The organism is Thauera terpenica 58Eu (assembly GCF_000443165.1).
GTDB lineage: Bacteria > Pseudomonadota > Gammaproteobacteria > Burkholderiales > Rhodocyclaceae > Thauera > Thauera terpenica.
In genome coordinates this window covers 225,863-249,688 of record NZ_ATJV01000048.1, presented here as the reverse complement: position 1 = coordinate 249,688, position 23,826 = coordinate 225,863, and the positions used below count along the sequence as shown (strand labels likewise).

At 66.3% G+C, this 23,826-nt stretch carries 24 protein-coding genes; 9 read left to right on the top strand and 15 right to left on the bottom strand.

Annotation, left to right across the window (positions count from 1 at the left end; translation table 11 throughout):
• Position 1 precedes the first annotated feature (1 nt).
• The 7 genes from M622_RS28140 to M622_RS28110 all read left to right on the top strand — a co-directional run bounded on the left by M622_RS28140 (position 2) and on the right by M622_RS28110 (position 5,856).
• Positions 2 to 1,165, top strand: a complete 1,164-nt coding sequence (locus M622_RS28140; RefSeq protein ID WP_021248962.1) for a thiolase C-terminal domain-containing protein — start codon at positions 2 to 4, stop codon at positions 1,163 to 1,165.
• 25 nt (positions 1,166 to 1,190) lie between these two features.
• A complete protein-coding gene (locus M622_RS28135; protein WP_021248961.1) occupies positions 1,191 to 1,616 on the top strand; it encodes a Zn-ribbon domain-containing OB-fold protein in 426 nt (141 codons plus the stop codon).
• Positions 1,617 to 1,681: 65 nt separating this feature from the next.
• The gene (locus M622_RS28130; RefSeq protein WP_021248960.1) at positions 1,682 to 2,461 is read left to right on the top strand and encodes an enoyl-CoA hydratase/isomerase family protein; all 780 of its coding nucleotides are present in this window, start codon (positions 1,682 to 1,684) and stop codon (positions 2,459 to 2,461) included.
• A 37-nt stretch (positions 2,462 to 2,498) separates the two neighbouring features.
• Positions 2,499 to 3,479: an amidohydrolase family protein gene (locus tag M622_RS28125; RefSeq protein ID WP_021248959.1), complete on the top strand. Its 981-nt coding sequence runs from the start codon at positions 2,499 to 2,501 to the stop codon at positions 3,477 to 3,479.
• Positions 3,479 to 4,189 (top strand): EthD domain-containing protein, encoded by a 711-nt coding sequence (locus tag M622_RS28120; RefSeq protein ID WP_021248958.1) that lies wholly within the window; start codon positions 3,479 to 3,481, stop codon positions 4,187 to 4,189. Before M622_RS28125 ends, M622_RS28120 begins: the two co-directional genes overlap by 1 nt.
• 31 nt (positions 4,190 to 4,220) lie before the next feature.
• Positions 4,221 to 4,634 carry a nuclear transport factor 2 family protein gene (locus M622_RS28115; RefSeq protein ID WP_021248957.1) on the top strand — a complete coding sequence of 138 codons (414 nt, stop codon included), beginning with the start codon at positions 4,221 to 4,223 and terminating at the stop codon, positions 4,632 to 4,634.
• Positions 4,621 to 5,856 carry an MFS transporter gene (locus tag M622_RS28110; protein WP_021248956.1) on the top strand — a complete coding sequence of 412 codons (1,236 nt, stop codon included), beginning with the start codon at positions 4,621 to 4,623 and terminating at the stop codon, positions 5,854 to 5,856. The genes M622_RS28115 and M622_RS28110 overlap by 14 nt, the downstream gene beginning before the upstream one ends.
• Before the next feature lie 196 nt (positions 5,857 to 6,052).
• Here the strand turns inward: M622_RS28110 and M622_RS28105 are convergent, their stop codons facing one another.
• The 15 genes from M622_RS28105 to M622_RS28040 form a co-directional block, all read right to left on the bottom strand.
• Positions 6,053 to 7,324 carry a CaiB/BaiF CoA transferase family protein gene (locus tag M622_RS28105; protein WP_021248955.1) on the bottom strand — a complete coding sequence of 424 codons (1,272 nt, stop codon included), beginning with the start codon at positions 7,322 to 7,324 and terminating at the stop codon, positions 6,053 to 6,055.
• Positions 7,325 to 7,435: 111 nt separating this feature from the next.
• Entirely contained in the window at positions 7,436 to 9,856 is a 2,421-nt protein-coding gene (locus tag M622_RS28100; RefSeq protein ID WP_021248954.1) for a xanthine dehydrogenase family protein molybdopterin-binding subunit, read from the bottom strand.
• An 82-nt stretch (positions 9,857 to 9,938) separates the two neighbouring features.
• Positions 9,939 to 10,433 carry a (2Fe-2S)-binding protein gene (locus M622_RS28095; protein ID WP_031346652.1) on the bottom strand — a complete coding sequence of 165 codons (495 nt, stop codon included), beginning with the start codon at positions 10,431 to 10,433 and terminating at the stop codon, positions 9,939 to 9,941.
• Between the two features lie 22 nt (positions 10,434 to 10,455).
• The gene (locus M622_RS28090; protein ID WP_021248952.1) at positions 10,456 to 11,331 is read right to left on the bottom strand and encodes an FAD binding domain-containing protein; all 876 of its coding nucleotides are present in this window, start codon (positions 11,329 to 11,331) and stop codon (positions 10,456 to 10,458) included.
• Positions 11,332 to 11,460: 129 nt separating this feature from the next.
• On the bottom strand, positions 11,461 to 12,099 hold the full coding sequence (locus M622_RS0120125) for a nuclear transport factor 2 family protein (protein WP_021248951.1): 639 nt from the start codon (positions 12,097 to 12,099) through the stop codon (positions 11,461 to 11,463).
• A 15-nt stretch (positions 12,100 to 12,114) separates the two neighbouring features.
• On the bottom strand, positions 12,115 to 12,945 hold the full coding sequence (locus tag M622_RS28085) for an enoyl-CoA hydratase/isomerase family protein (RefSeq protein WP_021248950.1): 831 nt from the start codon (positions 12,943 to 12,945) through the stop codon (positions 12,115 to 12,117).
• Positions 12,946 to 13,006: 61 nt separating this feature from the next.
• On the bottom strand, positions 13,007 to 13,930 hold the full coding sequence (locus M622_RS28080; RefSeq protein WP_021248949.1) for a TIGR03619 family F420-dependent LLM class oxidoreductase: 924 nt from the start codon (positions 13,928 to 13,930) through the stop codon (positions 13,007 to 13,009).
• A 71-nt stretch (positions 13,931 to 14,001) separates the two neighbouring features.
• On the bottom strand, positions 14,002 to 15,222 hold the full coding sequence (locus M622_RS28075) for a CaiB/BaiF CoA transferase family protein (RefSeq protein WP_021248948.1): 1,221 nt from the start codon (positions 15,220 to 15,222) through the stop codon (positions 14,002 to 14,004).
• 22 nt (positions 15,223 to 15,244) lie between these two features.
• Positions 15,245 to 16,477: a CaiB/BaiF CoA transferase family protein gene (locus M622_RS28070; RefSeq protein WP_021248947.1), complete on the bottom strand. Its 1,233-nt coding sequence runs from the start codon at positions 16,475 to 16,477 to the stop codon at positions 15,245 to 15,247.
• A 15-nt stretch (positions 16,478 to 16,492) separates the two neighbouring features.
• Positions 16,493 to 17,248: a DUF2889 domain-containing protein gene (locus M622_RS28065; protein ID WP_021248946.1), complete on the bottom strand. Its 756-nt coding sequence runs from the start codon at positions 17,246 to 17,248 to the stop codon at positions 16,493 to 16,495.
• Between the two features lie 36 nt (positions 17,249 to 17,284).
• Positions 17,285 to 18,445 carry an acyl-CoA dehydrogenase family protein gene (locus M622_RS28060; protein WP_021248945.1) on the bottom strand — a complete coding sequence of 387 codons (1,161 nt, stop codon included), beginning with the start codon at positions 18,443 to 18,445 and terminating at the stop codon, positions 17,285 to 17,287.
• Between the two features lie 80 nt (positions 18,446 to 18,525).
• Complete coding sequence (locus M622_RS28055; protein ID WP_021248944.1) at positions 18,526 to 19,014, bottom strand: hotdog family protein; 489 nt, start codon at positions 19,012 to 19,014, stop codon at positions 18,526 to 18,528.
• Positions 19,011 to 19,532 carry an FAS1-like dehydratase domain-containing protein gene (locus M622_RS28050; RefSeq protein WP_021248943.1) on the bottom strand — a complete coding sequence of 174 codons (522 nt, stop codon included), beginning with the start codon at positions 19,530 to 19,532 and terminating at the stop codon, positions 19,011 to 19,013. Before M622_RS28050 ends, M622_RS28055 begins: the two co-directional genes overlap by 4 nt.
• Positions 19,533 to 19,575: 43 nt before the next feature.
• Positions 19,576 to 20,736 carry a CaiB/BaiF CoA transferase family protein gene (locus M622_RS28045; protein WP_021248942.1) on the bottom strand — a complete coding sequence of 387 codons (1,161 nt, stop codon included), beginning with the start codon at positions 20,734 to 20,736 and terminating at the stop codon, positions 19,576 to 19,578.
• Positions 20,737 to 20,751: 15 nt separating this feature from the next.
• Positions 20,752 to 21,933 carry an acyl-CoA dehydrogenase family protein gene (locus M622_RS28040; RefSeq protein WP_021248941.1) on the bottom strand — a complete coding sequence of 394 codons (1,182 nt, stop codon included), beginning with the start codon at positions 21,931 to 21,933 and terminating at the stop codon, positions 20,752 to 20,754.
• A 521-nt stretch (positions 21,934 to 22,454) separates the two neighbouring features.
• Here M622_RS28040 and M622_RS0120120 point away from each other — a divergent pair.
• Entirely contained in the window at positions 22,455 to 23,402 is a 948-nt protein-coding gene (locus M622_RS0120120; protein ID WP_021248940.1) for an electron transfer flavoprotein subunit alpha/FixB family protein, read from the top strand.
• A 10-nt stretch (positions 23,403 to 23,412) separates the two neighbouring features.
• The gene (locus M622_RS0120115) at positions 23,413 to 23,826 is read left to right on the top strand and encodes a Zn-ribbon domain-containing OB-fold protein (protein WP_169375123.1); all 414 of its coding nucleotides are present in this window, start codon (positions 23,413 to 23,415) and stop codon (positions 23,824 to 23,826) included.

Sequence of the window (23,826 nt, the reverse complement as noted above, 5' to 3'; positions counted from 1 at the left end):
GATGTTGCGCGACAAGGCCTGCATCGTCGGCATCGGTGAAACCCCGTTCTGCCGCAAGCCAGGTTCCGGCCTGTCGGAGATGGGCATCCAGCTCCAGGCGGCCTTGGCCGCGATCGAGGACGCCGGCCTCAAGCCGGCCCAGATCGACGGCATCCTGCCCTTTCCCAACGTCGGCAAATCCGAGGCCTTTGCCGCCGAGCTGGGTTGCAGCAATCTGCGCTTTGCCGCCACCGTGCACATGGGCGGCGCAGCACCGGTGGCTTCGCTGCGCGCAGCGGCGATGGCGGTGGCGAGCGGCGTGGCGGATTACGTGCTGGTGCCCGGGGGCTGGAATGGTTATTCCGGCGCGCGCGTGCGCGAAACTGCGGCCAACGACCTCAATTCCATCCCCGGTGGCGCCATTGCGCGCGACTTCTACCTGCCTTTCGGCCTCACCGCGCCGCCGCAGTGGTATGCGCTCATGGCACGGCGCCACATGCATGAATTCGGCACCACCGAGGAGCAACTCGGCGCGGTGGCGATCGCGATGCGCCGTCATGCCCAGCTCAACCCGGCCGCGCTCATGTATGGCAAGCCGCTGACGATGGAGCAATATCTCGCCTCGCCGATGATCTCCTCGCCCTACCGCCTGTTCGATTGCAGCCTGGAGACCGACGGTGGCGCGGCCTTCGTGGTCACCAGCGCCGAGCGCGCGCGCGACCTGCGCCAGGACCCGGTGTTCATCATGGGCGCGGCCGCCAGTCAGCCCTATCCGGCAGACGAGATCTGCGGCCGTCCCGACTTTCATCGCATCGGCCTCTCCACCGCCGCACCCGAGGCCTTTCGCATGGCCGGGGTCAAGCCCGAGGACGTCGATTTCGCGCAGATCTACGACTGCTTCACCTTCGAGGTCATCCAGCAGCTCGAGGAGGCCGGTTTCTGCGCGCGCGGCGAAGGCGGCGCCTTCGTCGAGAATGGCGGCATCGAGCTCGGCGGGCGCCTGCCCGTCAACACCCACGGCGGCCTGTTGTCGCAGGCCCATGTGCTGGGCATCAGCCATGTGGTCGAGGCCGTGCGCCAGTTGCGCGGCCAGGCCGATGCGCGCCAGGTGACGAATGCCGAGATCGGCGTGGTCACCGGCTGGGGCGATTTTGGTGATGGCAGCATCGCCATCCTGCGGCGCTGAGCCTGCAGTGAAGAAGGAACCGGACATGAATGCAGCACGCGCCGATCACGCCAAACCCTTGCCCGCGCTGACGGGGCTGGCGGGTGAATTCTATCGTTGGTGCGCACAAGGCGAGCTGCGCTTCCAGCGCTGTGAGGACTGCGGGCGCCACCGCCACGTGCCGCGCGAGCTGTGCGCGCACTGCGCCTCATCCAAATGGGTGTGGGCACGCTCCAGTGGACGTGGCATGGTGTTTTCGTGGACCGATGTGGTGCGCCCGCTGCATCCGGCTTTCGCCGAAGATGCCCCTTACGCGCCGGTGATCGTCGAGCTCGACGAAGGCGTGCGCATGCTGAGCAGGGTGGTCGATTGCGCAGCGGGTGAGCTGGCGATCGGGATGGCGGTCGAGTTGGTGCTGACCCAGGTCAGCGACCAGGTGTGGTTGCCTTACTTCAGACGCAGCAAGGATTGAACGTGGGTGGCGGTCGCGGCGCTTGCCGCGAAGGCGACCAGCAAGCACTGACGACAGGAGAAATGATGGAACTGAATCTGCCCGAAAGCGTGGTCTACGAAAAACGTGGCCCGATCGCGATCATCACCATGAATCGCTCCGAAGCGATGAACTCGCTCACCAAGGAGATGCTCATCGGCCTGGAGGCCGCCTTCGATGACTTCGAGGCCGACCCTGCGCTGCACGTGGCCATCTTCACCGGTGCCGGCGAGCGTGCGTTCTGCACCGGTCTCGACCTCAAGGTCGCCCTGCCGGCGCTCAATGACGGCGACGCAATGGGCTACGAAGACCCCGCCAAGCGGCCATTCCAGCGCAATTTCAAGCCCATCATCACCGCCGTTAACGGCGTGTGCGTGGCCGGCGGGCTGGAGTTCATGCTCGGCACCGACATCCGCATTGCCGCCGAGCACGCCAAGTTCGGCCTCGCCGAAGTGCGCTGGGCGGTGGTGCCGGCGGGGGGCTCGCACATTCGTCTGCCGCAGCAGGTGCCATGGGCAATCGCGATGGAGATGCTGCTGACCGGCAACACCATCGACGCCAAACGTGCCTACGAAGTCGGCCTCATCAACAAGGTCGTGCCCGCCGACAAGCTCATGGACGAAGCCCTCGCCTATGCCCAGCGCATCTGCGAGAACGGCCCGCTGGCGGTGCGCACCGCCAAGGAAATCGCCGTGCGCGCGCTCAACAACGAGCCCGCCTTCGTGCTCGAGAAAACCATGTCGGCCCGCGTGTTCGCGTCCGATGATGCGCAGGAAGGCCCACGTGCCTTTGCCGAGAAGCGCAAGCCTGTATATACCGGGCGCTGAGAAACCCGGCCTCACTTTCACCAAAGGAGAAGCGAACATGGCAGACCAAGACTATTTCGTCGCGATGACCGAATTCCACTTCATGAACCTGCAGACCATGAGTGAAATCGGCTATTACCCCGGCATGCAGCACTTCCACGACAGCGTCAATGGCGTGCTCAAGGCCTGGGCCGGTCGCGATCTGGACAGCGAGTGGCCGTCGCCGATCGCGAGTTCGCTGATCGGGCATATGGATTCGGCCAACGTGGACGTGGCCTTCTGCCTGCGCGAGCCGATGATGGACATCACCGGCGGCACGGTGTCGATGTCCACCAACGGCTTCATGTTGCAGCAGATCGAGCCCTATCCCGAGCGCATGTATCTCGAGGCCAACGTCGGCCCGGTGATCAAGCGCGGCATCAAGCACGCCAACTGGGAGCTGGAGTACCTGGTCAAGGAGCGCGATGCGCGCCTGTGCAAGCTGTACACGCCCGAAGATGACGGCGCGATCAATGATCGTCGCCTGTGGCCGTTCTACGAGAAGGCCTCCGAGCTCGGCGTGCCGCTCACCATTCACACCGGCATGAGCTATGTCTGCCCGCAGCCCAGCAACCACTGCGCCGTGGGCCAGCTCGACGACGTGCTGCTCGACTTCCCCGATCTCAAGATCATCGCCTACCACGCGGGCTGGCCCGACACCGAGGAGCTGATCGGTCTGTGCGGCAAGCACAAGAATCTGTACATGAGCATCTCCGGCATCATCGGCTGGTATCAGCGTGCGCCGTATCGTGGCTACCACGCCATCGGCACCGCGCTGCAGTGGATGAATTCGGACAAGATCGTGCTCGGTTTCGACCTGCCGTTCGACGACCTCAACCGCGTCACCGATTACATCCGCTACTTCGACATGCCCGAAGAGCTGCAGGAAAACTGGGGTTACGCCCAGCTCACCGAGCAGGACAAGGCCAACATCCTCGGCCTCAACCTCGCGCGTCTGACCGGCATCGAGCCGACCAAGCGCGTGCCCAAGAAAGCCTGATGCAAAAGCTCGTCTATGCCTTGTGGCGCGACCCCCGGATGGACTCGGCGACTTTCTGTCGCCGTGTCCGCGAGGAGGTCGGGGCGGGTCTGGTCGAGCTCGGTGCGCACGGCGTGCAGGTGAATGTCGCCGACGCCGATGCCCGGGGTGCGGCGCCGAGCTTTGGCGCCTGCCGCCCGCAGATGGAGGCTTTCGTCTCGATCTGGATCGATTCGGCCAATGGCGCATGGCGCAAACCCTTCGACAAGCAGCTTGGCAGTCTCGGTGGGCGGGTGGCGGGCTATGTTGTCGGCGAGTCGCGGCCGATGCACAACACCCGCTTTGTGGTCGCCAGCGGCGAGCGCACGCCGGGGTTTGCCCAGGTCGCGCTGTTTCGTCGGCCTGCGCAGCTCGACTACCGGGCCTGGCTAGAGATCTGGCTGGAGTCGCACACCCAGCTCGCGATCGACACCCAGGACACCTTTCTCTACGTGCAGAACATCGTCGCCCGCCCGCTCGGCTTTGACGCCCCGGCCTACGATGCGATCGTCGAGGAGGGCTTCCCGCCTGCGGCCTTCGGCAACACCGATGCCTTTTTCGATGCTGCGGGTGACCTCGACAAGAGCGCACGCAATCAGCAGCTGATGCGCGAGAGCTGCGAACGTTTCATTGACTACCGCACGATCGACGTCGTGCAGACCAGCCAGTATGTGCTCAAGGCGCCGGCCTGAGCGAGGACGGCGGCGAGATCAGGAGAGAGACATGGATACAGCTGCAGCGCAGGACACACCACAGAAGATGCGTCGCATCGTGCAGGACATCATCGATGCCCTCGCGGCGGGCGATGTCAAGCGCATCGTCGGCCATTACGCCGAGGATGCCACGGTGGAGGACCCCGTCGGCACCGAGCCGGTGCGCGGGCGCACGGCTATCACGGAGTTTTACGAGCGCGCGGTGGCGATGGGTGCCCGCATCGAGCTGGTGACGCCGATCCGCGCTTCGCACGGCCTCGCTGCGGCGATGGCCTTCAACGTTCACGTCAATACCCCGCAGGGGGAGATGTGCATTGCGGTGGTCGAGGTGCTCGAGTTCGACCCCACGCTGAAGGTCACCCGCATGCGCGCGTACTGGGCGCCGGACGACGTGTCGATGATGCCGGTCAGTGAGGCAGCCTGAAGTCACGGCGGACGAGGCAGGCGCTGCACAGCGCCTGACCAATGTCCTGAGATGGGTGCACATGACCCATCTGGTGGACTTCATGATCTTCATGCCGCTGGGTCCGCAACTGCTGCGGACCTTCGACATGCCGCTCACCGCGCTCGGGCAGCTCATCTTTGCCTACACCGTGAGCGCGGGTGTTGCGGGCTTGGCGCTGGGCGCCACGCTCCATCGTTTTTCCCGACGCCGGCTACTGCTCGGCGTGTATGCCGGCTTTGCCGTGTCGCTGCTGCTCACCGTGACCGCGAGCGGCTTTGGCGCGCTCTTGCTCGCGCGCGTCATCGCCGGCGCCTGCGGCGGGGTGTTGTCCTCGCTGGTGCAGGCCACGGTGGCCGACTACGTGCCGCTCGAGCGTCGCGCCGCCGCGCTCGGTACGGTGATGACCGGCCACGCCCTGGCCTCGGTGATCGGCGTGCCCCTTGGGCTGGCAGTGGCTTCGGCGTCCAGCTGGCGGGCCTCGTTCGCGCTCGTGCTGGTGCTGGTGGTGCCGCTGATGATCGCCATCGCCCGCCATGTGCCGGGGGTGGCGCCGGCGGCGCACGCGCCCGAGGCAGCCGGCGCAGCCAGCGGCCTGAGCACGAGATTGCGCGGGCTCGCGGCCTTGTCGCCCGCGTTCGCGCTCACCTTCGCGGTGAGCGCATCGGCCTACGCCCTGGGTTCCTATTTCGCCCCCTACTGGGTGGGCAACGTCGGCGTCAGCGAGGCCGAACTGCCCTTCGTCTTTCTCGCCTCCGGTGCGCTCAGTCTGTTCACCTCACCCCGTATCGGCCGCCTCGCCGACCGTTGGGGCCGGCTGCAGGTGTTTACCGGCGCGGCGCTGCTGTCCTTGCCCATCATCGCCTTCATGAGCCGCAGTGGACCCTTGCCGCTGTGGCTCGCAGTGGTGCTGGGCGCAGGCTTCTTCGTCATCGTCTATGGACGCTGGATTCCGGCGCTCGCGCTGCTCTCCGAATGGCCTTCAGCCAGCCAGCGCGGCGGCTTCATGATGGTCAACGGCGTCGTCACCCAGCTCAGCATGGGCGTGGGCGCACTCGCTGCGGGGGCGATGATCGCGTTCGATGAGTCCGGGCGGGTGAGTGGCTTCGAGCGTGTGGGTGACATGGCGATCGTCGTCACCGTGCTGGCGATGGTGATCGCGTGGCTGCTGGCGCGGCGCATGGCGCGGCGCGCACCGCGCTGAATTCTGCAAGAGCCAGGCGCGTTGAGAGACCTCAGCCGCATCCTTTCCGGTTTCGCCTGCATTCCGCCCTCACCTTGTGACCCGCGCGTGGGCGCAGCTGTCCCCGTACGCGGAGATGGCTGCGCCCGGCGTGAACGTGAAAGCGGGGCCGGCGGCGCATGTGCGCCCGGCCCCGCGTATTCCAGGGAGCTTGTACTCAGCTGGGGTCGGCTGCCGCCGCGCGCTTGGCGCGGCGCTCGGCGCGCTGGCGCCTGAGTTCGATATGGTCGGCGACCAGTCCTGCGCCAATCAGGGTCTCGATCTCGGCAGCGCCGTAGCCCAGTTCGGCCAGCACTTCGCGCGTGTGCTCGCCCTGCATGGGCGGGTGCTTGCGCACTTCGACCGGGGTACCGTAGAAGCGGATCGGGATGCCGGTGACGTCGATACGGCCCAGCTCGGGGTGTTCGACCGGGACGATCATGCGGTTGTGCAGGATCTGCGGGTCTTTCACCACTTCTTCGACGTCATTGATCGGCGCGGTGAGCACATCAGCGGCGACCAGCTTGGCCACCAGCTCCTCGCGGTCGAAGCGGCGCGTGGCCTCGCTCATCACACGATCGAGCTCGTCCTGGTTGGTGAGGCGGGCATTGATGTCGTGGAAGCGCGGGTCGGTGTCCCAGTCGCTGTCGAGTGCGCGGCAGACCTTGGCGAAGAATTTTTCGCCCGGCGTGGTGATGACCACATGCTTGCCGTCGCGCGTCGGATACACGCCCGAAGGGGCGAAGTACAGGCTGCGATTGCCGGTGCGCTGCGGGCGGTCGCCGGTGGCCAGATAGGTGCCGATCGAGCTGGCCTGTGCATGCATGAGGGCATCGAGCAGCGACACTTCGATGCGCTGACCTTCACCGGTGAGTTCGCGGGCGCGCAGGGCGGCGAGTGCGGCGTTGCTCACCAGCAGCGAGGTCATGACGTCGACCGCGGGAAAGCCGGTGCGTACCGGTTCGCCATCGGGCGTGCCATTGAGCATCAGCACCCCGGTGTAGCCCTGGGCGAGAAAGTCGATGCCGGGGCGGCCGGCGTAGGGGCCGTCGGCGCCGAAGGCGGTGACGCGGATCCAGATGATGTCGGGCTTGTGCTTGCGCACCTGCTCGTAATCCAGACCGAGCTTGCTCAGCGCCGGCTCGCGGATGTTGGTGATGAGGATGTCGGTGGTTTCGGCCAGGCGTTGGAACACGGCCTGCGCGTCGGGCTGCTGCAGGTCGAGCACCATGTCGCGCTTGCTGCGGTTCAGGCTCAGGTAGGGGCCGCGCTCCTCGCCGCGCTTGGGGCCGAGGTGGCGGCTTTCGTCGCCGTAGGGCGACTCCACCTTGATCACATCGGCGCCCATGTCGCCCAGAATGGTGGCGCCGTAGGGGCCTGCCAGCATGGTGGACAGGTCAAGTACGCGCAGGCCGGCAAGCGGGCCGGCAGACAGGTCGGTCGGATTCAAGTTCGTGCTCCTCATTGACGGGCGAACTGCAAGGGCCTCGCATTCAGGATGCGCGGCGGCCGCGTTCGCCCGCTGCTTTCAGTCAGTGGGTGGGGCGTGGCGCAGGGCGGCTCAGGCGCTCGTGGCCTGGTCCTCGTGCAGCAGCTTCCACAAGCGATGCGGCGACGCGGGCGTCTCCAGCATTTCCTTGCCCAGGGGCGCGAGCGCATCGTTGATCGCACACAGGATGGTTGCCGGTGTGGTGTGCATGGCGCCTTCACCGCAACCCTTGGCACCCAGCGGCGACACCGGAGAGGGCGTGACGATGTGGTCCTTGCGCGTCATCGGCACCTCGTGGATGGTGGGCATGAGGTAATCGACGAAGGTGCTCACCAGGGGCTGACACTCGTCGTTGTAGACGTATTCCTCGTACAGCGCGGCGCCCACGCCCTGGGCCACGCCGCCTTGCAACTGGCCTTCGACGTTGGCCGGATTCAGGCGTGTGCCGCAGTCATCGACGATGCAGTAGTCGAGGATGTGGGTGCGCCCGGTGTCGCGGTCGATCTCCACCAGAGCCACGTGGGTGGCATTGGCCGCGGTCAGGTAGCTGCGGCAGCGCCCCTGATCGTCGGGTGCGTTGCGGTTGGGGGAGGTCCACACATAGGTGGCTTCGGGGCAGGGCTCCACGCCCGGGGGCAGCAGATCGCTGCGCGACAGCATGAGACCGGCGATCTCGGCCAGCGACATGCCGTGCTCGGGGGCGTCGACGCGGTACAAGCGGCCGTTGCGCAGCACGATGCTCTCTTCCGGTGCCTGCATGACGTGCGCGACCACCTTGCAGAACATGGCGTTGAGCTTCTCGCAGGCACCCAGGATGGCGCCGGTGACGGCTACCCCGAGGCGGCTGCCGCCCTGGCCGAAGTGCGGCAGGGCGACGTCGGATGAGGCGGTGCTGATCTTGACCTGGGCCATGTCGACGCCGAGGTAGTCGGCCACCACCTGTGCGGCGACGGTGAACTGGCCCTGGCCTTGCAGGCTGAAGCCCACCGCCACGCTGACATTGCCGAACACGTCGAGCCCGACCTTGACACCTTCGGGCACACCGACGCCGGGCACGCCGACGGTGGCGTAGGCGTTCCAGTCGAACACACCCGGCTCCACCGTGCCGACCACGCCGATGCCGACCAGCCGGCCTTCGGCGCGCGCCGCGGCCTGGCGTGCGCGCAGGGCGGGGTAGTCGGCAATCTCGAGCACGCGGTCGAGCACGGCTTCGTAGTTGCCGCTGTCGTATTCATTGCCGCTGGGCACGGTGTAGGGGAACTGCTCGGGGCGGATGAAGTTTTGGCGGCGCAACTCGGCCGGGTCCATACCCAGCTCGCGCGCGGTGCAGTCCATCAGCGACTCGAGCACCAAGTTGTGCGGTGGGGGGCCATAGCCACGGTAGGGATAGGTGGGCGCACGGTTGGTGGCGACCAGAGTGAGGTCGTAGGACGCCGCCTCGATGCGGTAGTTGCCAGTGAAGGCAGCCAGCGGCTTGGCCGCGGAGATGGTGCCGTAGCCCTCGGCGCCCGCGCCCTGGTCATCGACCAGATGGACACGAAAGCCGGTCACGGTGCCGTCCGCCTTCACCGCCAGCGCGGCATCGTAATAGCGGTCCCAGGACTGCCCACCTCCGGCGAGGAGGTATTCCATGCGGTCTTCGATGTACTTCACCGGCCGCCCGTTCGACTTGCGCGAGAGCAAGGCGGCGATGTCCGTGCCACGCGGACCGCCCTTGCCACCGAAGCCACCGCCTTGCGGATGGGTGACGATGCGCACGCGGTTGGCCGGCAGTTGGAGCGAGGCGGCGCGGCCGATGGCCATGAAGCGCGGCGTCTGATAGGCGCCGTGACAGGTCAGGCTGTTGTCGGCGAGGTCCCACTGGCAGATGCAGCCGAAGGTTTCGGTCGGGTTGGCGCCGACGCGGTTCCAGCGAAAGCGGCGGCTGATGATGTGGTCGGCCTCGGCGAACACGCGATCGACCTCGCCCCAGGTGTAGTCGCGGTGGAGCATGACGTTGGTGCCGCGCTCCTCGAACACCACCGGGGCGTCGGGTGCCATGGCCTGTTCCGGGTTGCACACTGGGGTCAGGGTTTCGTACTCGATGTGCAGCAGCTCGAGCGCGTCCTCGGCCAGGTAGCGGCTGGTGGCGGCGACGGCGGCGACCGGTTCGCCGACGAAGCGTACCTTGTCCACCGCCATGCAGTAATTGCCCCAGCCTTCGGGTGCGGTGAAGCCGGGCACGCACCAGCGCTTGACGTCTTCGCCGCTGATCACCGCTACCACGCCTTCGGCGGCCAGCGCGGCGCTGACGTCCACCGACACGATGCGGGCGTGCGGGTGCGGGCTGCGCAGGATGGCGCAGTGCAACATGCCGGGCAGGGACAGGTTGTCGATGAACTGGACGGTGCCCGACACGAGGGCCGGGTCTTCGACGCGGTTGACCGGCTTGCCGACGTAGCGCAGGGCGTCGTTGGGCATGTGCTCGGGCAGGGTGTGGATCTCGATCGCCATGGTGGTGTTGCCTCGCTGGTGTTCGCGGTCGTGCAGGAGCTGAGTTTCAGGCTGAATCAGAGCTTCAGACCGAATCTGAGCTTTAGCCCAAGGTGCTGGATTTCATTCGTTGCGCGGCCAGCCGCACCGAATCCATGATCGACTGGTAGCCGGTGCAACGGCACAGGTTGCCGCCCAGTGCTTCCTTGATCTGCTCGTCGCTGGGGTCGGGGTTCTCACGCAGGAGCTCAAGCGTGGTCATCATGAAGCCCGGGGTGCAGAAGCCGCACTGCAGGCCGTGCGCGTCCACGAAGGACTGCTGGATCGGGTGCAGCGCGCCGGTTTCGGGGTTGCGCAGGTTCTCGACGGTGGTGATGTCACAGTCGTCGGCCTGTACCGCCAGGGTCAGGCAGGAGCGCGCGCTTTGATCGTTGATGAGCACGGTGCACGCGCCGCAGATGCCGTGTTCGCAGCCGACGTGGGTGCCGCCCAGGCTCAGCTCGTGGCGCAGGAAATCGGCCAGGGTGAGGCGGGCTTCCACCTCGCGGACGTAGCGGGTGCCATTGACCCGGACTTCAATGCGCTGTTTGCTCGACATGAATGCTTCCTCGGGTGGTTGGTCAGTGCGTGCGCGCAGCGGCTTCACCGAGCGCGCGCGTGGTGAGGACGCCGATCAGGTGACGGCGGTAGGCGGACGAGGCGTGGATGCAGCTCATCGGATCGTCAAGTTGCGCGGCCCCGGCCTTGCCGGCCTGCTCGAACTGGGCGGCCTGCGCGGGCTGGCCTTCGAGCAGCTGCTCGGCTGCAGTCAGGCGCACGGCGGTGGCCTCGACGCCGAAGGCGGCGATGCGCACGTCGCGGCACAGTCCGCCGTCGACGTTGAGCGTCAGGGCGACACCGGCGAGGGCGAGATCACCATTGCGGCGGGCGAATTCCTGAATTGCCCAGCGCCGCTGCGGCGCGAAGGGGGCGAAGCGCACCGCGGTGAGGACCTCGGTCGTTTCCAGACTGGTGGTCATGTAGGTGACGAAGAACTCGTCTGCCGGGATCGTGCGTGCGCCGTCCGGGCCGACAGCCTCGAACTCGGTGTCGAGCACGAGGGCGACCGCCGGGTATTCGGATGCCGGGTCCGCGTGGGCGAAGGAGCCGCCGACGCTGCCACGGTTACGGATCTGGCGGTGGCCGACGAGTTCGGTGGCGGCGTGGAACAAGGGCTGGGCGCGCTTCACCAGGGCGGAGTCGGCCGCGGCCTGCTTGCTCGTCATGGCGCCGATGGCCAGGGTGCCGGCGTCGTCACGGATGTAGTTGAGGGTGTCGAGGCGACGCAGGTCGACAAGCGCCTCGGGGCGGGCAACGCGCAGCGCGAGCATGGGCATCAGGCTCTGGCCGCCGGCGATGATCTTCATGTCGCAGCCTTCGTCCTCAAGCCGGGTCAGAAGGGCGACTGCCTCGTCGAGCGTCGCGGGTGCGTGGTAATCGAAGGGGGCCGGTTTCATCGCTTCATCCTTGGGCTAGCAGGCGGTTCGACATCGTTGGTCGACGATACGGGTGATGTGCTGAGCGCGCATCACCCGTACGTGTGAACCCTCGGTCAGCGGCGCAGTGCTTGCGGCCGCAGCGCAGTCTTACTCGGAGTCACGGCACAACGCGTCGGTACTGCAGTCGCGGTCGACCACGCGACCGTGGGTGCCGAGGTAGTGTACGGTGACGTTGGGCATCTTGTCGAAGGGTGTGACGATCTCGTAGTGGCGTTTGTACTCGGTTCTGGCGATGCGCCACTGGCCGTCCACCTTGCGATAACGGTCGTGATAGAAGGCGCTGCCGGTGGTGAAGATCTTCTTGCTCAAGCTGTAGAAGTTGTCGTGCAGGTACCAGATGCCTTCGGCCTCGGTCGCGCTGAGGATGTTGATCTCGGGATGGTTGCCGTTGTGTTCGGCGATGCTCGAGGAGTTGAAGTTGCGGGCCACGGCCTCGACGTATTCGTCGCGCCCTTTCAGTTTCCAGTCGTAACCGCCACCGATGAAACGCACCTCCACGTCGTCGGTGACCAGACTGGCCAGCAGCTTCAGGTCTGCGCTGTCGATGGCGCGGAAATAGGCGTGCTTGACGCGCTTGATCGCTTCGATGTCGCGCAGCTCGCGCACCTGCTGCTGCAGCTCGGCGAGGGTGGCAGCGTCGCTGTCGGCAAGGGCCGGCGGCGCGGTGAACAGGAGGGCGCAGCAACTGGCGAGCACGGCTCCGGCGCGTAGCGAGAGGGATTTCATGGTGGGCTTCCTTGCTTAGATGCCGCGGTAGGTCGGTTTGCGATTCTCGAGGAAGGACTGCGTGCCTTCGCGGGCGTCGAAGGTCGAGGCCACGATGACGCCGGCGATGCCCTCGTAATCCAGGATCTGCTCGAGGGTCGCGGTCTGTCCCATCAGCACCATGCGCCGTGCCATCGACACTGCGACGCTGGCACGGCTGGCCAGGTTGCGGGCGTAGTCGAAGGCGGCCTCGAAACTCTTGCCCTCGGGCACGAGCTCGTCGATGAGGCCCAGCGCCTTGCATTCTTCGGCTTTGAACATCTTGCCGGTCTCCACCATCATCAGTGCAGTGGGCAGGCCGACCACGCGCGGCAGATACCAGGACAGGCCGCAGTCCGGCGCCACGCCGACGCTGGTGAAGATGGCCGACATCTTGGTCGTGCTGTCACCGAAGCGGCGGTCACAGACGATGGCGTAGGCCAGGCCGGCACCGACCGCATGGCCGTGAAGGGCGGCGATGATGGGCTTGTCCACCGCCACCATCTGGCGGGTTACGTCCATGAAGGGGCCGCCCGGGGTCATGCGCTGCGAGCGCGGGATCGGAATCGAGGCGTCCGAGGTACCGGGCATCGGGCGATCGCTCTCGCCCGCGATCCAGTCCACGTCGCCGCCGGCACAGAACGAGCGCCCGGCGCCATGCAGCAGGATGGCGCGGACCTCGTCCACATAGCGCAGACGGCGCAAGAGCGCGGCGAGCTCCTCGACCAGCTCCCAGCTCAGGGCGTTGAGTTTCTCGGGGCGGTTCAGGGTGATGATGCCGACGTTGTCTTCGATGCGGAATTGGATGTAACGCAGTTCTTCGGTCATGCGAAAGTCCTCGTGCACATGGGGTCGGGCACCGCGTTCGGACGCAGCGCCCAGGCTGTTTTCAGCGGAATTGGGGGATGATTTCCTGGTCGTACCACTCGATCCAGTCCAGGCTCTCCTCGAGCGTCTCGACACGCGGCGGCATGACTTGCACCGAAGTTGCACCGGCCTTGCGCAGCGACTCGATCTCACGCAGCACGCTGTCGCGGTCGCCGGCGATCTGGGTGGCGCCGCTTTCAGCGTGCGAGTAGTCCTCGACCTGATAGGCGGTGGTGGTGACGAGGATCTCGAAGCGGTCGGCCTTGGCGGCGTAGGCGGGCAGGCTCTTCATGTAGGCGATGCAGTCAGGCAGCTCTTCACTCGTGACCAGCCATGGAATCCAGCCGTCGCCGTGCTCGGCGGCGCGCTTCATGGCAGCCTTGGAGTTGCCGCCGATGAAGATGGGCGGGTGCGGCTTCTGGATCGGCTTGGGCTCGATGGTGATGTCCTTGAAGCGCACGAACTCACCCTCGAACTCGGGCTTGTCCGATGTCCATGCGACCTTGATCGCCGCAAGGTATTCGTCGGTCATCGCGCCGCGCTTGTTGAAGGGTACGCCCAGCACCTCGAACTCTTTCTCGAGATGGCCGACCGCGGTGCCAAGGGTGAAGCGCCCGCCGGCAAGAAACTCCATGGTCGCGATCTGCTTGGCCAGCAACAGCGGGTGGCGGTAGGGCAGTGGCAGGATGTAGGTGAGCATGTGGATGCGCTCGGTGGCGCCCATCAGCGTCGCCGCGGCCGTGATGCTCTCGGCCCAGCGTGAACCCATGTGCTCGGCCATCTCGGTGGGCATGACCAGATGCTCGGGAAGGGTGAGCCAGTCCCAGCTCAGCGAGTCTGCCTTGCGCGCATAGCGCAGGATTTCCGGCCCGCCGGCTTTCGGCTCCCAAGGCGCCATCGCGGCCGGGTAGGTGTTGAGGGCGGGTGTTGCGAGTGCGAACTTCATGGTCAGGTGTCTCCGTATGGATCTCGGTCCGACAGGGGGCAGCGGCTGTCTGCGCCGCTACGGCTGGGTGCTCAGTAGATCACCCGGGATTCCTTCAGCCTTTGATATTCCTCCTCGCCCAGGCCGAGGATGTTGAGGAAGGCGTGATCGTTGTCCTGGCCCATGACCGGACCGGGCTTCACCACCGCAGGCGTGCGGCTCATCTTCACGTAGCCGCCGTAGATGGTTTCGTCGAAGCCCAGCGGGTGGCGCACCTCGATGAAGGTGTCGCGCGCACGGTAGTGGGGGTCGTCGAGCAGGTCGGCCACCTTCAGCACCGGCGTGGCGGCGATGCCCACCGCCTGCAGGCGGTCGGTGAGGGCACGGTCATGGTGGCTGCGTGTCCATTTCGCAATCTCCGCATGGAGCTGGTCGATGGCCTGCACGCGGCCGGCAAGGGTGGCCAGGGCGGGCTCGGTGGCCCAGGCCGGTGCGCCCATCTCCGCCACCAGCGCCGCCCACTCGGCGTCGCTGCCGATGGCGATGGCGACCCAGCGGTCGTCGCCGCTGCACGGAAACACGCCGTGCGGTGCGGCCGCCGCAGTCGGATGCTCGTTGCCCTTGGGTTTGCCGGAGCGACCGTTGAGGGCGTAGTCCATATAGGCTGGCCCCACCATCTGCATCACCGCTTCCTGCTGCGAGAAGTCGATGTGCTGGCCTTCGCCGCTGTTGCGCCGATGCGTGAGCGCGGTGAGGATGGCGAAGCTGCCGAAGATGCCGGCAAAGGGGTCGGAATAGGCGTTCTCGACCGGGATCGGGGTTTCACCCTTGTAGCCCACCAGGCTATCCAGGCCGGTGAGCGAGGTCAGGCTGAGGCCGTAGGTGCGTACATGCTCGAGTGGACCGTAGAGGCCGGCGGCCGGCATCGAAAACAGGATGATGTCGGGCTTGACCGCGCGCAGCGACTCGTAGCCGATGCCCAGACGTTCCATCACGCCGGGGCCGAAGTTCTCGATCACGACGTCGGACTCGGCAATCAGCCGCAGCGCCAGCTCGAGGCCTTCGGCGTGCTTGAGGTCCAGCGTCACCGAACCGTTACCGGCCCAGCACGCATGGTTGGACAGGCTGCGGTCAGGGCCGGGGATGCCTTCGGCGAAGGGCGGCAGGTTGCGCGTCATGTCGATGCGCGCACGTGACTCGATCTTGAGCACTTCGGCGCCCAGAAAGCCGAGGGTCTGACCGACCACCGGCCCGGCCCAGACCCAGCCGAAGTTGATGACGCGAATGCCTTTCAGGGGGAGCGTATTGGTCATGGCCGTGATCCTGTTTCCATTTTCAGAGGGCGCCGAGCGCCTGCAGGCGTTCGATCTCGGCTGCCGACAGGCCCAGCAGGCCGCCGTAGACTTCCTGGTTGTGCTGCCCCAGCAGGGGCGCGGGCGAGTGCGGCCCGCCCGGGCTGGCGGGCAGCTTGAAGGGCGCGCCCAGACTGTGCACGCGGCCCAGGGCGGGGTGCTCGATGTCGACGAAGTAGTCGCGTGCCTGCAGGTGGGGGTGGCGCGCGGCCTCTTCGATGGTGAACACCGCGGTCACCGGGCAGCCCGCGGCCTGACACATCTCCATGAGTTCCATCTTGCCGTGGGCCATCAGCCAGTCGGCCATGAGCTCGTAGATCAGGTCTGCGTTCTGCGCCCGGGTGTACATGTCGTTGAACATCTCGAGGTTGGCCCACTCGGGGTCGCCCATCACCTTGCGCAAGCCCTTCCATTGGCCGGGCTCGAGGGCGAGCATCCAGACGTGGCCGTCCTTGCACGGCAGGATGGTGGCGGGTGCGCCCAGCGGCATGCCCACGCCGGTGCGCGAGTCCGAGCGCCCATCCTGGGCAAGACCGCCGATGTTCTGCCCACCGACGAAGGCGGCGGCGATGGCTTCTGCGCTGGAGACGTCGACGTGCTGCCCGCCGCCCACCAGATCGCGTCCGAATACGGCGCCAAGCCCCCAGGCCGCGCCGGTGACCGAGCCGAAGTAGTCGGCGGAGAAGGTGCCGTGTTCGAGCGGCATCTCATGCGGGCGCCCGCAATAGCGCGCACTGGCGCCGGAGAGGTGGTAGGCGTTGAGGTCGGAGCCGTTCCACTCGCTGTAGGGACCGGTCTGGCCGAAAGGCGTGATCGAGATCATCACCAGGCGCGGGTTGTGCGCGGCCAGGGTGGCGTAGTCCAGTTTCCAGGCGCGCATCTGCGCGGGCAGGTTGTTCTCGATCAGCACGTCGGCCTTGCTCACCAGATCGAGGAACAGGCGGCGGCCCTCCGGGTGCTCGACCTGGCAGGTGACGCCGCGCTTGTTGGTGTTGTGGAAGAAGAACAGACCGCTGCGTTCCTGGTCGGGCAGGTCGCCCGGGTAGGGGCCGCTGTGGCGTGCGGCATCGCCCGTGCGGGGTTCGACCTTGATCACGTCGGCGCCGTAGTCCGCGAACAGACGGGCGCAATGGGGGGCGGAGACGCCCTGGCCAAAGTCGATCACGCGCAGGCCGGCGAGCGCGCCTGGGCTCCTTGAATCGGTGCCGCTGGTCATGTCGGTGTTCCTTGCTCAGGGTTCGAAACGCAGCAGTTTCTCGGGGGTGTGGGTGAAGTCGCGCACGGTGTTGGTGCTGCGCAGGGCGCGCTCCACTGCGCCGTGGTTGTACGAGTAGCAGCTGCCTTGCGGCATGCCATCGCCGATGCCAGGGTTGGCTTCGGGAGGGTCGAAGCTGAAGCGACGGCTCTGCGCCACGAAATAGGCACGCTGCAGGGCAATCGCGGCTTCGAGCTCGGCACCCTCGAACTGGCGTGAGGCCCAGGCGTGAAAGCCGCGCATCATGGGCAGGCCGGCCAGCGCCGCCGGCGCCACGATGTGGTGCGCCTGCACTTGCCAGGCGTGCACGCTGCGGCCGTCGCGCGAAATCTCCACGCGGGATGCGCGTCCGTCCACCTCATCCTCCACCGCCATGTCGTATTCGAGCGCGCTGCCGTTGCCCCGGGCGTGACTGAGGGCGAGGGCTGCCATGTCGAACATGTGGGTGCAGTTCTCACCCGGAACGAGGCGGTCGCGCAGGGTCTGGGCGCTGATGTCGAGGCGCTGGCCGACGATGCGCTGCAGCGGGACGGCGGCCTCGGGGCAGGTGTTGAAGGGGTGGCGCACGGCATCGACGTCGATGCCGCTTACCTGCTCACCGTCGTGGCGCAGCACGATGCGAAAGCCATGGTTGCCGTCCTCGAGTTCGACGGCGACGGCATTGTCGTCGGCACGCAGGTGGATGCGCCGGCGGAAGATGCCCGTGCCGTAAAGCGGGTTGGGATTGGCCATGTTGATGTTCGCTCCGTTCTGCGTCCGCGTAGCGGCTTAGACCGTGAAGGGGTCGTCGATGCTGCGACCGCTGCCGTCGAGAATCTCGCTGGCGATGAGCTCCTCGAGGTAGCGCGAGTCCCACCAGTTCATCTGCAGCTGCTTGGCGCGGCGGTAGAAGAGCTGGATGTCGTAGTCGAGGGTGAAGCCGATGCCGCCATGGACTTGTTGGGCCATCGCGGTGACATCGCGGAAGGCCTTGCAGCCGAACAGCTTGGCCATCGGCGCGAGGCGGGCGATGGACTTGCCTTCGGTGTGTGCCCAGGCCGCCTCGAGCACCAGCACCTTGGCGCCTTCGACGACCGTGCTGGCATCGGCCATGTAGTGGGCCAGGGCCTGGAAGGCGCCGATCGGCTTGTCGAACTGTTCGCGATCCTTCGAGTACTGGACCGTGATCTCGAGCGCACGGTCGGCGCCGCCGACGGCCCAGGCCGCAAGCAGCACCAAGTTTTCCTGCAGCGCAGTGGTCCAGGTCTTCCAGCCCGAGTTCTCGGCGCCGACGAGGGCCGACTGCGGCACGCGCACCTGCTTGAAAGTGAGCTTGTACTGGGTGTCGGAGGCCATCGTGCGCTGCTGCTCGTAGCTCAGCCCGGCGCTGTCGGCATCGACGATGAAGAGCGAGATGGACTCGTCCTCATCGCCGGTGCGCGCCAGCACCAGCAGCTTGTGCGCGGCGCGGGCATAGAACACATGGCGCTTGACGCCGTCGAGCACGTAGTCGTCACCGTCGCGGCGTGCACGCAGCTGCACACCGATCGCGCCGAAGCCGTTGTCGGGCTCGAGCCAGGCCGGCACGACGATGCTGTCGCCGGTGGCGATGGCCGGCAGCAGCTTGGCCTGCCAGTTTGCGTCACCCGAGTGCACCAGCGCACCGGCGCTCATGGCGGTGCTGTCGAAGTAAGGGCCGGGGGCCAGGAAGCGGCCCAGCTGCTCATAGATGACGGCGCAGTCGAGCAGGCTCAGACCCATGCCGCCGTGTGCTTCGGGGATGCGCATGCCGAGCAAGCCGGTGCCCTGCATCTGCGCCCACAGCTCGGTGGGGATGCCGATGGGGTCGTTTTCCATCTTGCGCACCACGGCGACGTCGCTGTAGTCGCTGCACAGGTCGCGGGTCATGTCGCGGAGCATGTTTTGCTCGTCGGTAAACTTCAGATCCATGGGTGGCCTCTATCTATGTTCGTGATGGGTTCGTCTGGCGGTGGCCGACGAGTCAGGATTGCCAGTTCAGGGTTGCCGGTTCAGGGTTTCCAGCGTGCGCCCTTGCGGCTCCAGGGGTTATCCGAGGGTTCGCCGGGGATGGCGACGCGTGCCTTGCCGACGGTGCGGGGCTGGCCGTCGACACTGATGCTGAGTTCAAGGTCGGCCCAGTGGCAGCCGGCGTCGTCGGTGCTGAGGGCCTTGATTTCGGCGCCGAAGAGCATCTCGTCACCGGGGAAAACCGGCGTCTTCATCTGGAAGCTGAGGCGCCCGAGACGACCGAGCGGGCCTGTCCAGTCGGTGATGTAGCGTTCGAACCAGGCAGCGTTGTTGGGCGTGTTGATGAAGATGTCGGGCGTGCCGTTGCGATTGACGGCGAACTCCTTGTCGTGGTGCATGGGCCGCCAGTCGCGGCTGGCGAGCGCGCCCAGCACCACGGTCGTGGCCGTCACCTGATGGCGCAGTGCGGGCAGGCGGTCGCCGACCTTCAGTTCGCCGAAGAGCAGCTGCGGAGTACAGGTGGTGCTCATTGTTCGGGTCTCCCGTAGCCGAGGAAGGTGTAGCTCTCGGTGCCCACCCAGTCACCGTTCTGGTTCGTGGTGCGCACATCCACCGTCCAGAAGCGGCCGGTGCCAAGCCGGGTCTTCTTGAATGGGCCGACCGAACGCACGATCTGGCAGGTGGTGAGCACGTCGCCCATGGCGACCGGTTCGCCGAAGCTGGCCTCGTTGCTGGCGACCACTGCTTCGGGCAGGCCGAGCAAGTCCTTGAGGTCGAAGTGCGCCTGCAAGGCCTTGCGCTCGCCGCTTGCGCCGGGCGCCCAGTAGTGCGGTCTGAACCACACCGAGAGCATGGTGGGTGGGGCGATGCGCTTGCCGACGAGGGTGCGCGCCAGCTCTTCGTCCCAGTACAGCGGGTTGCCGTTTTCGACCGCCGCGCAGGTGTTGTAGACGTAGCCGATCTCGATCGGGAACTCGGTGCGCTCCTCGTACAGCGGCGTGTCGATCATGTTCCGGACGGCGTCCGGCAGCGTGTCTGCTGCGCTCATCAGGCTTCGCTCCAGAGTGGATTGGCAGTAAGGACGGCGGCGCTCATTCGATGCAGCCCTCGTCGCGCAGGCGGGTGATCTCGGCCTCGCTCAGTGCTGCCGCGCGCAGGATCTCGTTGGTGTCGGTGTGCTCGGGCGCAGCGACGACGTGCTGGGGGGTGTCGCGTGCGCTGCCGGCGAGGAGCGCGGCGAGTTGCTCGAATTCACCCCGTTGCGGATGGAGCGCGGAGGTGAAGTTCTGCCGCGCACGCAGGTGTGGGTCGCTGCACACTTCGGCCACCGACAGCACCGGTGCGATGCAGGTGTCGGCCGCGGCCAGCAGCGCCACCCATTGGTCGCGATCACGGCTGAGGAAGCGCGTACGGAAGGCCTCACGCATCTCGCCCTGGGCGCTGTCGTCATACTGCCGATCGGCGAACTGCTCGAGCTCGAGCAGCTTGCACAGGTTGCGAAAGAAGTGGCCTTCGATCGCACCGACCGAGACGAACTTGCCGTCGCGTGCCGCATACACGCCATACCAGGCGTACTTGCCGGTCAGTACGCCCGAGCCCGGATGAGTTTCTTCTCCGGTGGCGAGGAACTGGTCGACGTAGAGCGACATGAGGTTGAGCATGCCGTCGGTGACCGAGACGTCGAGATACTTGCCCTGCCCGCTGTGCGTGCGCTCGAGCAGCGCGGCGAGGATGGACAGCGCCGCATGCATGCCGCCGCCGGCGCCGTCGGCGATGGTCGCCCCCGGCAGTGCGGGAATCCCGTCTGCATCGAGTGCGGTGCAGGCGAGGTAGCCGCTGACGGCCTGGTAGTTGATGTCATGCCCCACCCAGCCGGCGTAGGGACCGTCCTGGCCGTAGCCGCTGGTCGAGCAATACACCAGGCGTGGGTTGAGCGCGCACAGCTCCTCATGACCGATTCCCAGCCGGGCGGCGACGCCCGGGCGGTAGCTTTCGATGAGGACGTCGGCGCAGGAGGCGAGGTGACGAATCAGCGTGCGCCCGTTCGGCGCCTTCAGATCGACACGCATGCGGCGCATGCCGCGTCCCGCTCCGTAGGCATGAAAGACGGGATCGACCTGCTTTGCGCCCTTGGCGCGAACCGGGGCGACCTTGATCACCTGCATGCCGAAATCGGCCAGCAGGCGCGAGGCGCGCGCTGCCGGGCCGACGCTGGCGAGGTCGAGAACGATGAGATCCTTCATGGCGGCCATGTCCGTCGTCCTGGCTCAGAAGTTCTTCGGCAGATCAAGCTTGCGCTTGGCGATGATGTTCTTCTGCACTTCGGACGAGCCACCGCCGATGGTGTCGATCACGGTGTAGGTGTAGCAGCTCTCGCCACGGCCGCGCAGCGGTGCGTCCTCGGTGCCCAGCGCCAGTTGCCCGCCCGGTCCGACGATGTCCATGGTGGCGTCGGCGATGCGCCGCGACAGCTCGGTGGCATAGAGCTTGTACTGCGAGGCTTCGTTGGTTGGGGTCTTGTCGCTGTTGAGCGCCGCGTCCACAAACTTGATGCTGAGCACGCGCGCCACTTCGCATTCGGTGGCGAGCTGGGCGATGCGCTGGCGGATGATGGGATCTTCGCGCAGCGGCTTGCCGTCGCGCACCGTGTCACGTACGTAATCGCACAGCAGCTCCATGCGGCCACGAATCGGCGACAGGGTGAACATGGTGAAGCGTTCGATGTCGAGCGCCTCGGCGATGTACTGAAAGCCCTTGTTGAGCTCGCCGACGCGATAGTCGTCATGCACGAAGACGTTGTCGAAAAACACTGCGTTGGTGCGCTCGTTGCCCATCGTGTACATCGGATGGATGGTGAGGCCGGGGTCGTCCATGCGCACCAGGAAGAGCGAAATGGCGTTGTGCTTGCGTGCGTTGGGGTCGGTGCGGGCGCCCACCCAGTACCAGTCGGCGAAGTGCGCCGAGGTGGTGAACACTTTCTGCCCATTGAGCAGCCAGCCGTCATCCTTGCGTTCGGCCTTGAGGCGCATCGCAGCGGCGTCCGAGCCGGCGCTGGGCTCGGAGTAACCCACCGCGAATTCAACCGAGGCGTCCAGGATCTTGGGCAGGAACTCGGCCTTCAGCTTGTCATTGCCGACCTTGATCAGTGTCTTGCCGATGATGCCGACGCCCTTGCCGATCTGCGGCGCGCCCACGGACGACAGCTTCTCGTTGAGCAGATATTCGTAGAAGCCGGCGCCATCCTGACCGCCGCAATCCTTGGGCCAGGTGATCCCCAGCCAGCCGCGGGCGGCGAGTTTCTTCATGAAGGCGCGACGCTCGGGTGTATCGCACACCTGCGCCATGTTCTCGCGCGTCACGTCCATTACGTTCGGGTCATAATTCTCGACGAGGAACTGATCGACCTCGCGCAGGAATTCACGCTCCTGTTCCGAAAACTCAAAATCCATGATTGCCCTCTCGGTGATTCCTGAAAAATTCGGTGCGCGGGATATTTGCGTCGCGTACCCCTTGCTGCGGTGATTCATTCTAGCCAGCGTTAAAAACGTGAATCTGCCCACCGGGTTTCGTAAGTGGCCGGAGTAATGGCAGATGCGGACAATTGCGCTGTGAGCTTGCAGCTTCGTCCAGTCAGGCTCTTGCGCGCGTGGCGCAGCACGGCGCGCGCCGCGATGGGCGCGGCCTGAGCGCAGGCCAGGCGCGCTCTGCGCGTGTTTCGGGAGGATGTGGCGGGGTGTCTTGTGCGCGCTGGCATGCTCCGTGTCGTGTCATTTTCGGTGCGTGCGAGGGGGCGTTTCCGGGGGTGTTTCCGGCTGTCCGCAAATGAAATGGCAAAGGCCCCATCTGACTCGAGGGTGCGTCTCCCGATACAGCGGGCTCCACTAGACTTCGCTGCAGGTAATGCGGAATCGCGGCAGCGGTCCAGCGGCCGATTCCATATTTAATGCACACGAAGCAAGGAGCGAATGCGATGACTGTCGTTCTGTTTTCCTGGGGTAAGAGCATCGAGGGCGGCACCGCCGAGGCCCTGACCTTTGCCCTCGATCAGGCCACTGAACGCGGCGCCGAGATGCGCTGGGCGGTGACGGCCGAGCTTGAGCAAGAAGCGGTCGCGCTTGCGGCCCATCATGGCGTGCGCCATGTCGACGTGATCGACACCGCCGCGGATGGCGTCGATGCACGGGTTGCAGTGTTTGCCGGCTATTGCCGCGTCACCGCGTCCGACCTGATCCTGTTCAACCAGTCAGTCGAAGGCCGCGTGATCGCGGCGCGGGTGGCGGGTCGCCTTGGCCTGCCGGTGCTGGCCAACGTGGTGGCGCTGTCGAACGCGGGTGGCAGCATCAAGGCCGAGGCCAGCGCCTATGGCGGTGACACGCGCGCCGAATACGTGCTGAGCGCGCCGCGCAATGTGCTGTCGGTCGTCACCACCGGGCTGGTGGCACGTGCGGCTGCCGCGCCTGCTGCGGTCGAGACCAAGCGTGTGAGCGTGGATGTTGGCGCGCCCACGGCCGGTTTCGAGGTGGTGTCTGCGCCCAAGGTACAGGCGCAGCGCCTGGAAGATGCAGAGATCATCGTCGCCGGTGGGCGCGGCCTGGGCAAGCAGGAGAACTTCGAGCTCGTCAAGCAGATGGCCGAGGCGCTGGGTGGCATGTGGGGCGGTTCGCGCGCGATTGTCGATGACGGCTGGATCGACTCTTCGCGCCAGGTCGGCCTTACCGGCAAGATCACCCGTCCCGGTCTCTACATTGCGGCGGGCATCTCGGGCGCAAGCCAGCACATGGCGGGTTGCTCGGCGGCGAAGACCATCATCGCCATCAACAAGGATCCGGACGCCTCCATCTTTCGCTACGCGCGCTTCGGCGTGGTGGGCGATTGCGTCGAGCTGCTGCCCGAACTGATTCGTGCGGCCAAGGGCTGAGGAGACAATGATGAGTACATTGCGCGAACCCTGCGTACCCGGCCTGTTCAGCGAGGAAAACGGCGCGAGCCTGCTCGGCGCCCGTTGCCGGTGCTGCGGCACGCCCTATTTCCCGACCCCGTCGCACTGTCGCAGTCCCGATTGCGCCGGCTCTGACCTCGAGCCCCAGGCCTTCAGTGGCGGCGGTGTGCTGTGGAGCTACTCGGTGGCGAATTTCCCGCCGCCGCCGCCGCACCAGTTCGATGCGCCCTTCAAGCCTTATGTGATCGGGGTCGTCGATCTGGATCAGGGCTTGCGCGTGGTGGGGCAGATGATAGGCGCGGCGGCGGACATGCGCGTGGGTGCGCGCGTCGACCTGGTGATCGATCCGATCTATCACGAGGACGGGAAGGCTTTCACGTCCTGGAAGTTCAGGCTGGCTTGA

Excerpts from the sequence above, each read along its gene's own strand:
- M622_RS28070 (WP_021248947.1), bottom strand. The coding sequence starts at position 16,477 with ATGACCAGCGGCACCGATTCAAGGAGCCCAGGCGCGCTCGCCGGCCTG.
- M622_RS28085 (WP_021248950.1), bottom strand. The coding sequence starts at position 12,945 with ATGACCGAAGAACTGCGTTACATCCAATTCCGCATCGAAGACAACGTC.
- M622_RS28120 (WP_021248958.1), top strand. The coding sequence starts at position 3,479 with ATGCAAAAGCTCGTCTATGCCTTGTGGCGCGACCCCCGGATGGACTCG.
- M622_RS0120115 (WP_169375123.1), top strand. The coding sequence starts at position 23,413 with ATGAGTACATTGCGCGAACCCTGCGTACCCGGCCTGTTCAGCGAGGAA.
- M622_RS28080 (WP_021248949.1), bottom strand. The coding sequence starts at position 13,930 with ATGAAGTTCGCACTCGCAACACCCGCCCTCAACACCTACCCGGCCGCG.
- M622_RS28100 (WP_021248954.1), bottom strand. The coding sequence starts at position 9,856 with ATGGCGATCGAGATCCACACCCTGCCCGAGCACATGCCCAACGACGCC.
- M622_RS28130 (WP_021248960.1), top strand. The coding sequence starts at position 1,682 with ATGGAACTGAATCTGCCCGAAAGCGTGGTCTACGAAAAACGTGGCCCG.
- M622_RS28095 (WP_031346652.1), bottom strand. The coding sequence starts at position 10,433 with ATGTCGAGCAAACAGCGCATTGAAGTCCGGGTCAATGGCACCCGCTAC.
- M622_RS28040 (WP_021248941.1), bottom strand. The coding sequence starts at position 21,933 with ATGGATTTTGAGTTTTCGGAACAGGAGCGTGAATTCCTGCGCGAGGTC.
- M622_RS28125 (WP_021248959.1), top strand. The coding sequence starts at position 2,499 with ATGGCAGACCAAGACTATTTCGTCGCGATGACCGAATTCCACTTCATG.
- M622_RS0120120 (WP_021248940.1), top strand. The coding sequence starts at position 22,455 with ATGACTGTCGTTCTGTTTTCCTGGGGTAAGAGCATCGAGGGCGGCACC.
- M622_RS28075 (WP_021248948.1), bottom strand. The coding sequence starts at position 15,222 with ATGACCAATACGCTCCCCCTGAAAGGCATTCGCGTCATCAACTTCGGC.
- M622_RS28115 (WP_021248957.1), top strand. The coding sequence starts at position 4,221 with ATGGATACAGCTGCAGCGCAGGACACACCACAGAAGATGCGTCGCATC.
- M622_RS28135 (WP_021248961.1), top strand. The coding sequence starts at position 1,191 with ATGAATGCAGCACGCGCCGATCACGCCAAACCCTTGCCCGCGCTGACG.
- M622_RS28060 (WP_021248945.1), bottom strand. The coding sequence starts at position 18,445 with ATGGATCTGAAGTTTACCGACGAGCAAAACATGCTCCGCGACATGACC.
- M622_RS28050 (WP_021248943.1), bottom strand. The coding sequence starts at position 19,532 with ATGAGCGCAGCAGACACGCTGCCGGACGCCGTCCGGAACATGATCGAC.
- M622_RS28055 (WP_021248944.1), bottom strand. The coding sequence starts at position 19,014 with ATGAGCACCACCTGTACTCCGCAGCTGCTCTTCGGCGAACTGAAGGTC.
- M622_RS28140 (WP_021248962.1), top strand. The coding sequence starts at position 2 with ATGTTGCGCGACAAGGCCTGCATCGTCGGCATCGGTGAAACCCCGTTC.
- M622_RS28045 (WP_021248942.1), bottom strand. The coding sequence starts at position 20,736 with ATGGCCGCCATGAAGGATCTCATCGTTCTCGACCTCGCCAGCGTCGGC.
- M622_RS0120125 (WP_021248951.1), bottom strand. The coding sequence starts at position 12,099 with ATGAAATCCCTCTCGCTACGCGCCGGAGCCGTGCTCGCCAGTTGCTGC.
- M622_RS28090 (WP_021248952.1), bottom strand. The coding sequence starts at position 11,331 with ATGAAACCGGCCCCCTTCGATTACCACGCACCCGCGACGCTCGACGAG.
- M622_RS28065 (WP_021248946.1), bottom strand. The coding sequence starts at position 17,248 with ATGGCCAATCCCAACCCGCTTTACGGCACGGGCATCTTCCGCCGGCGC.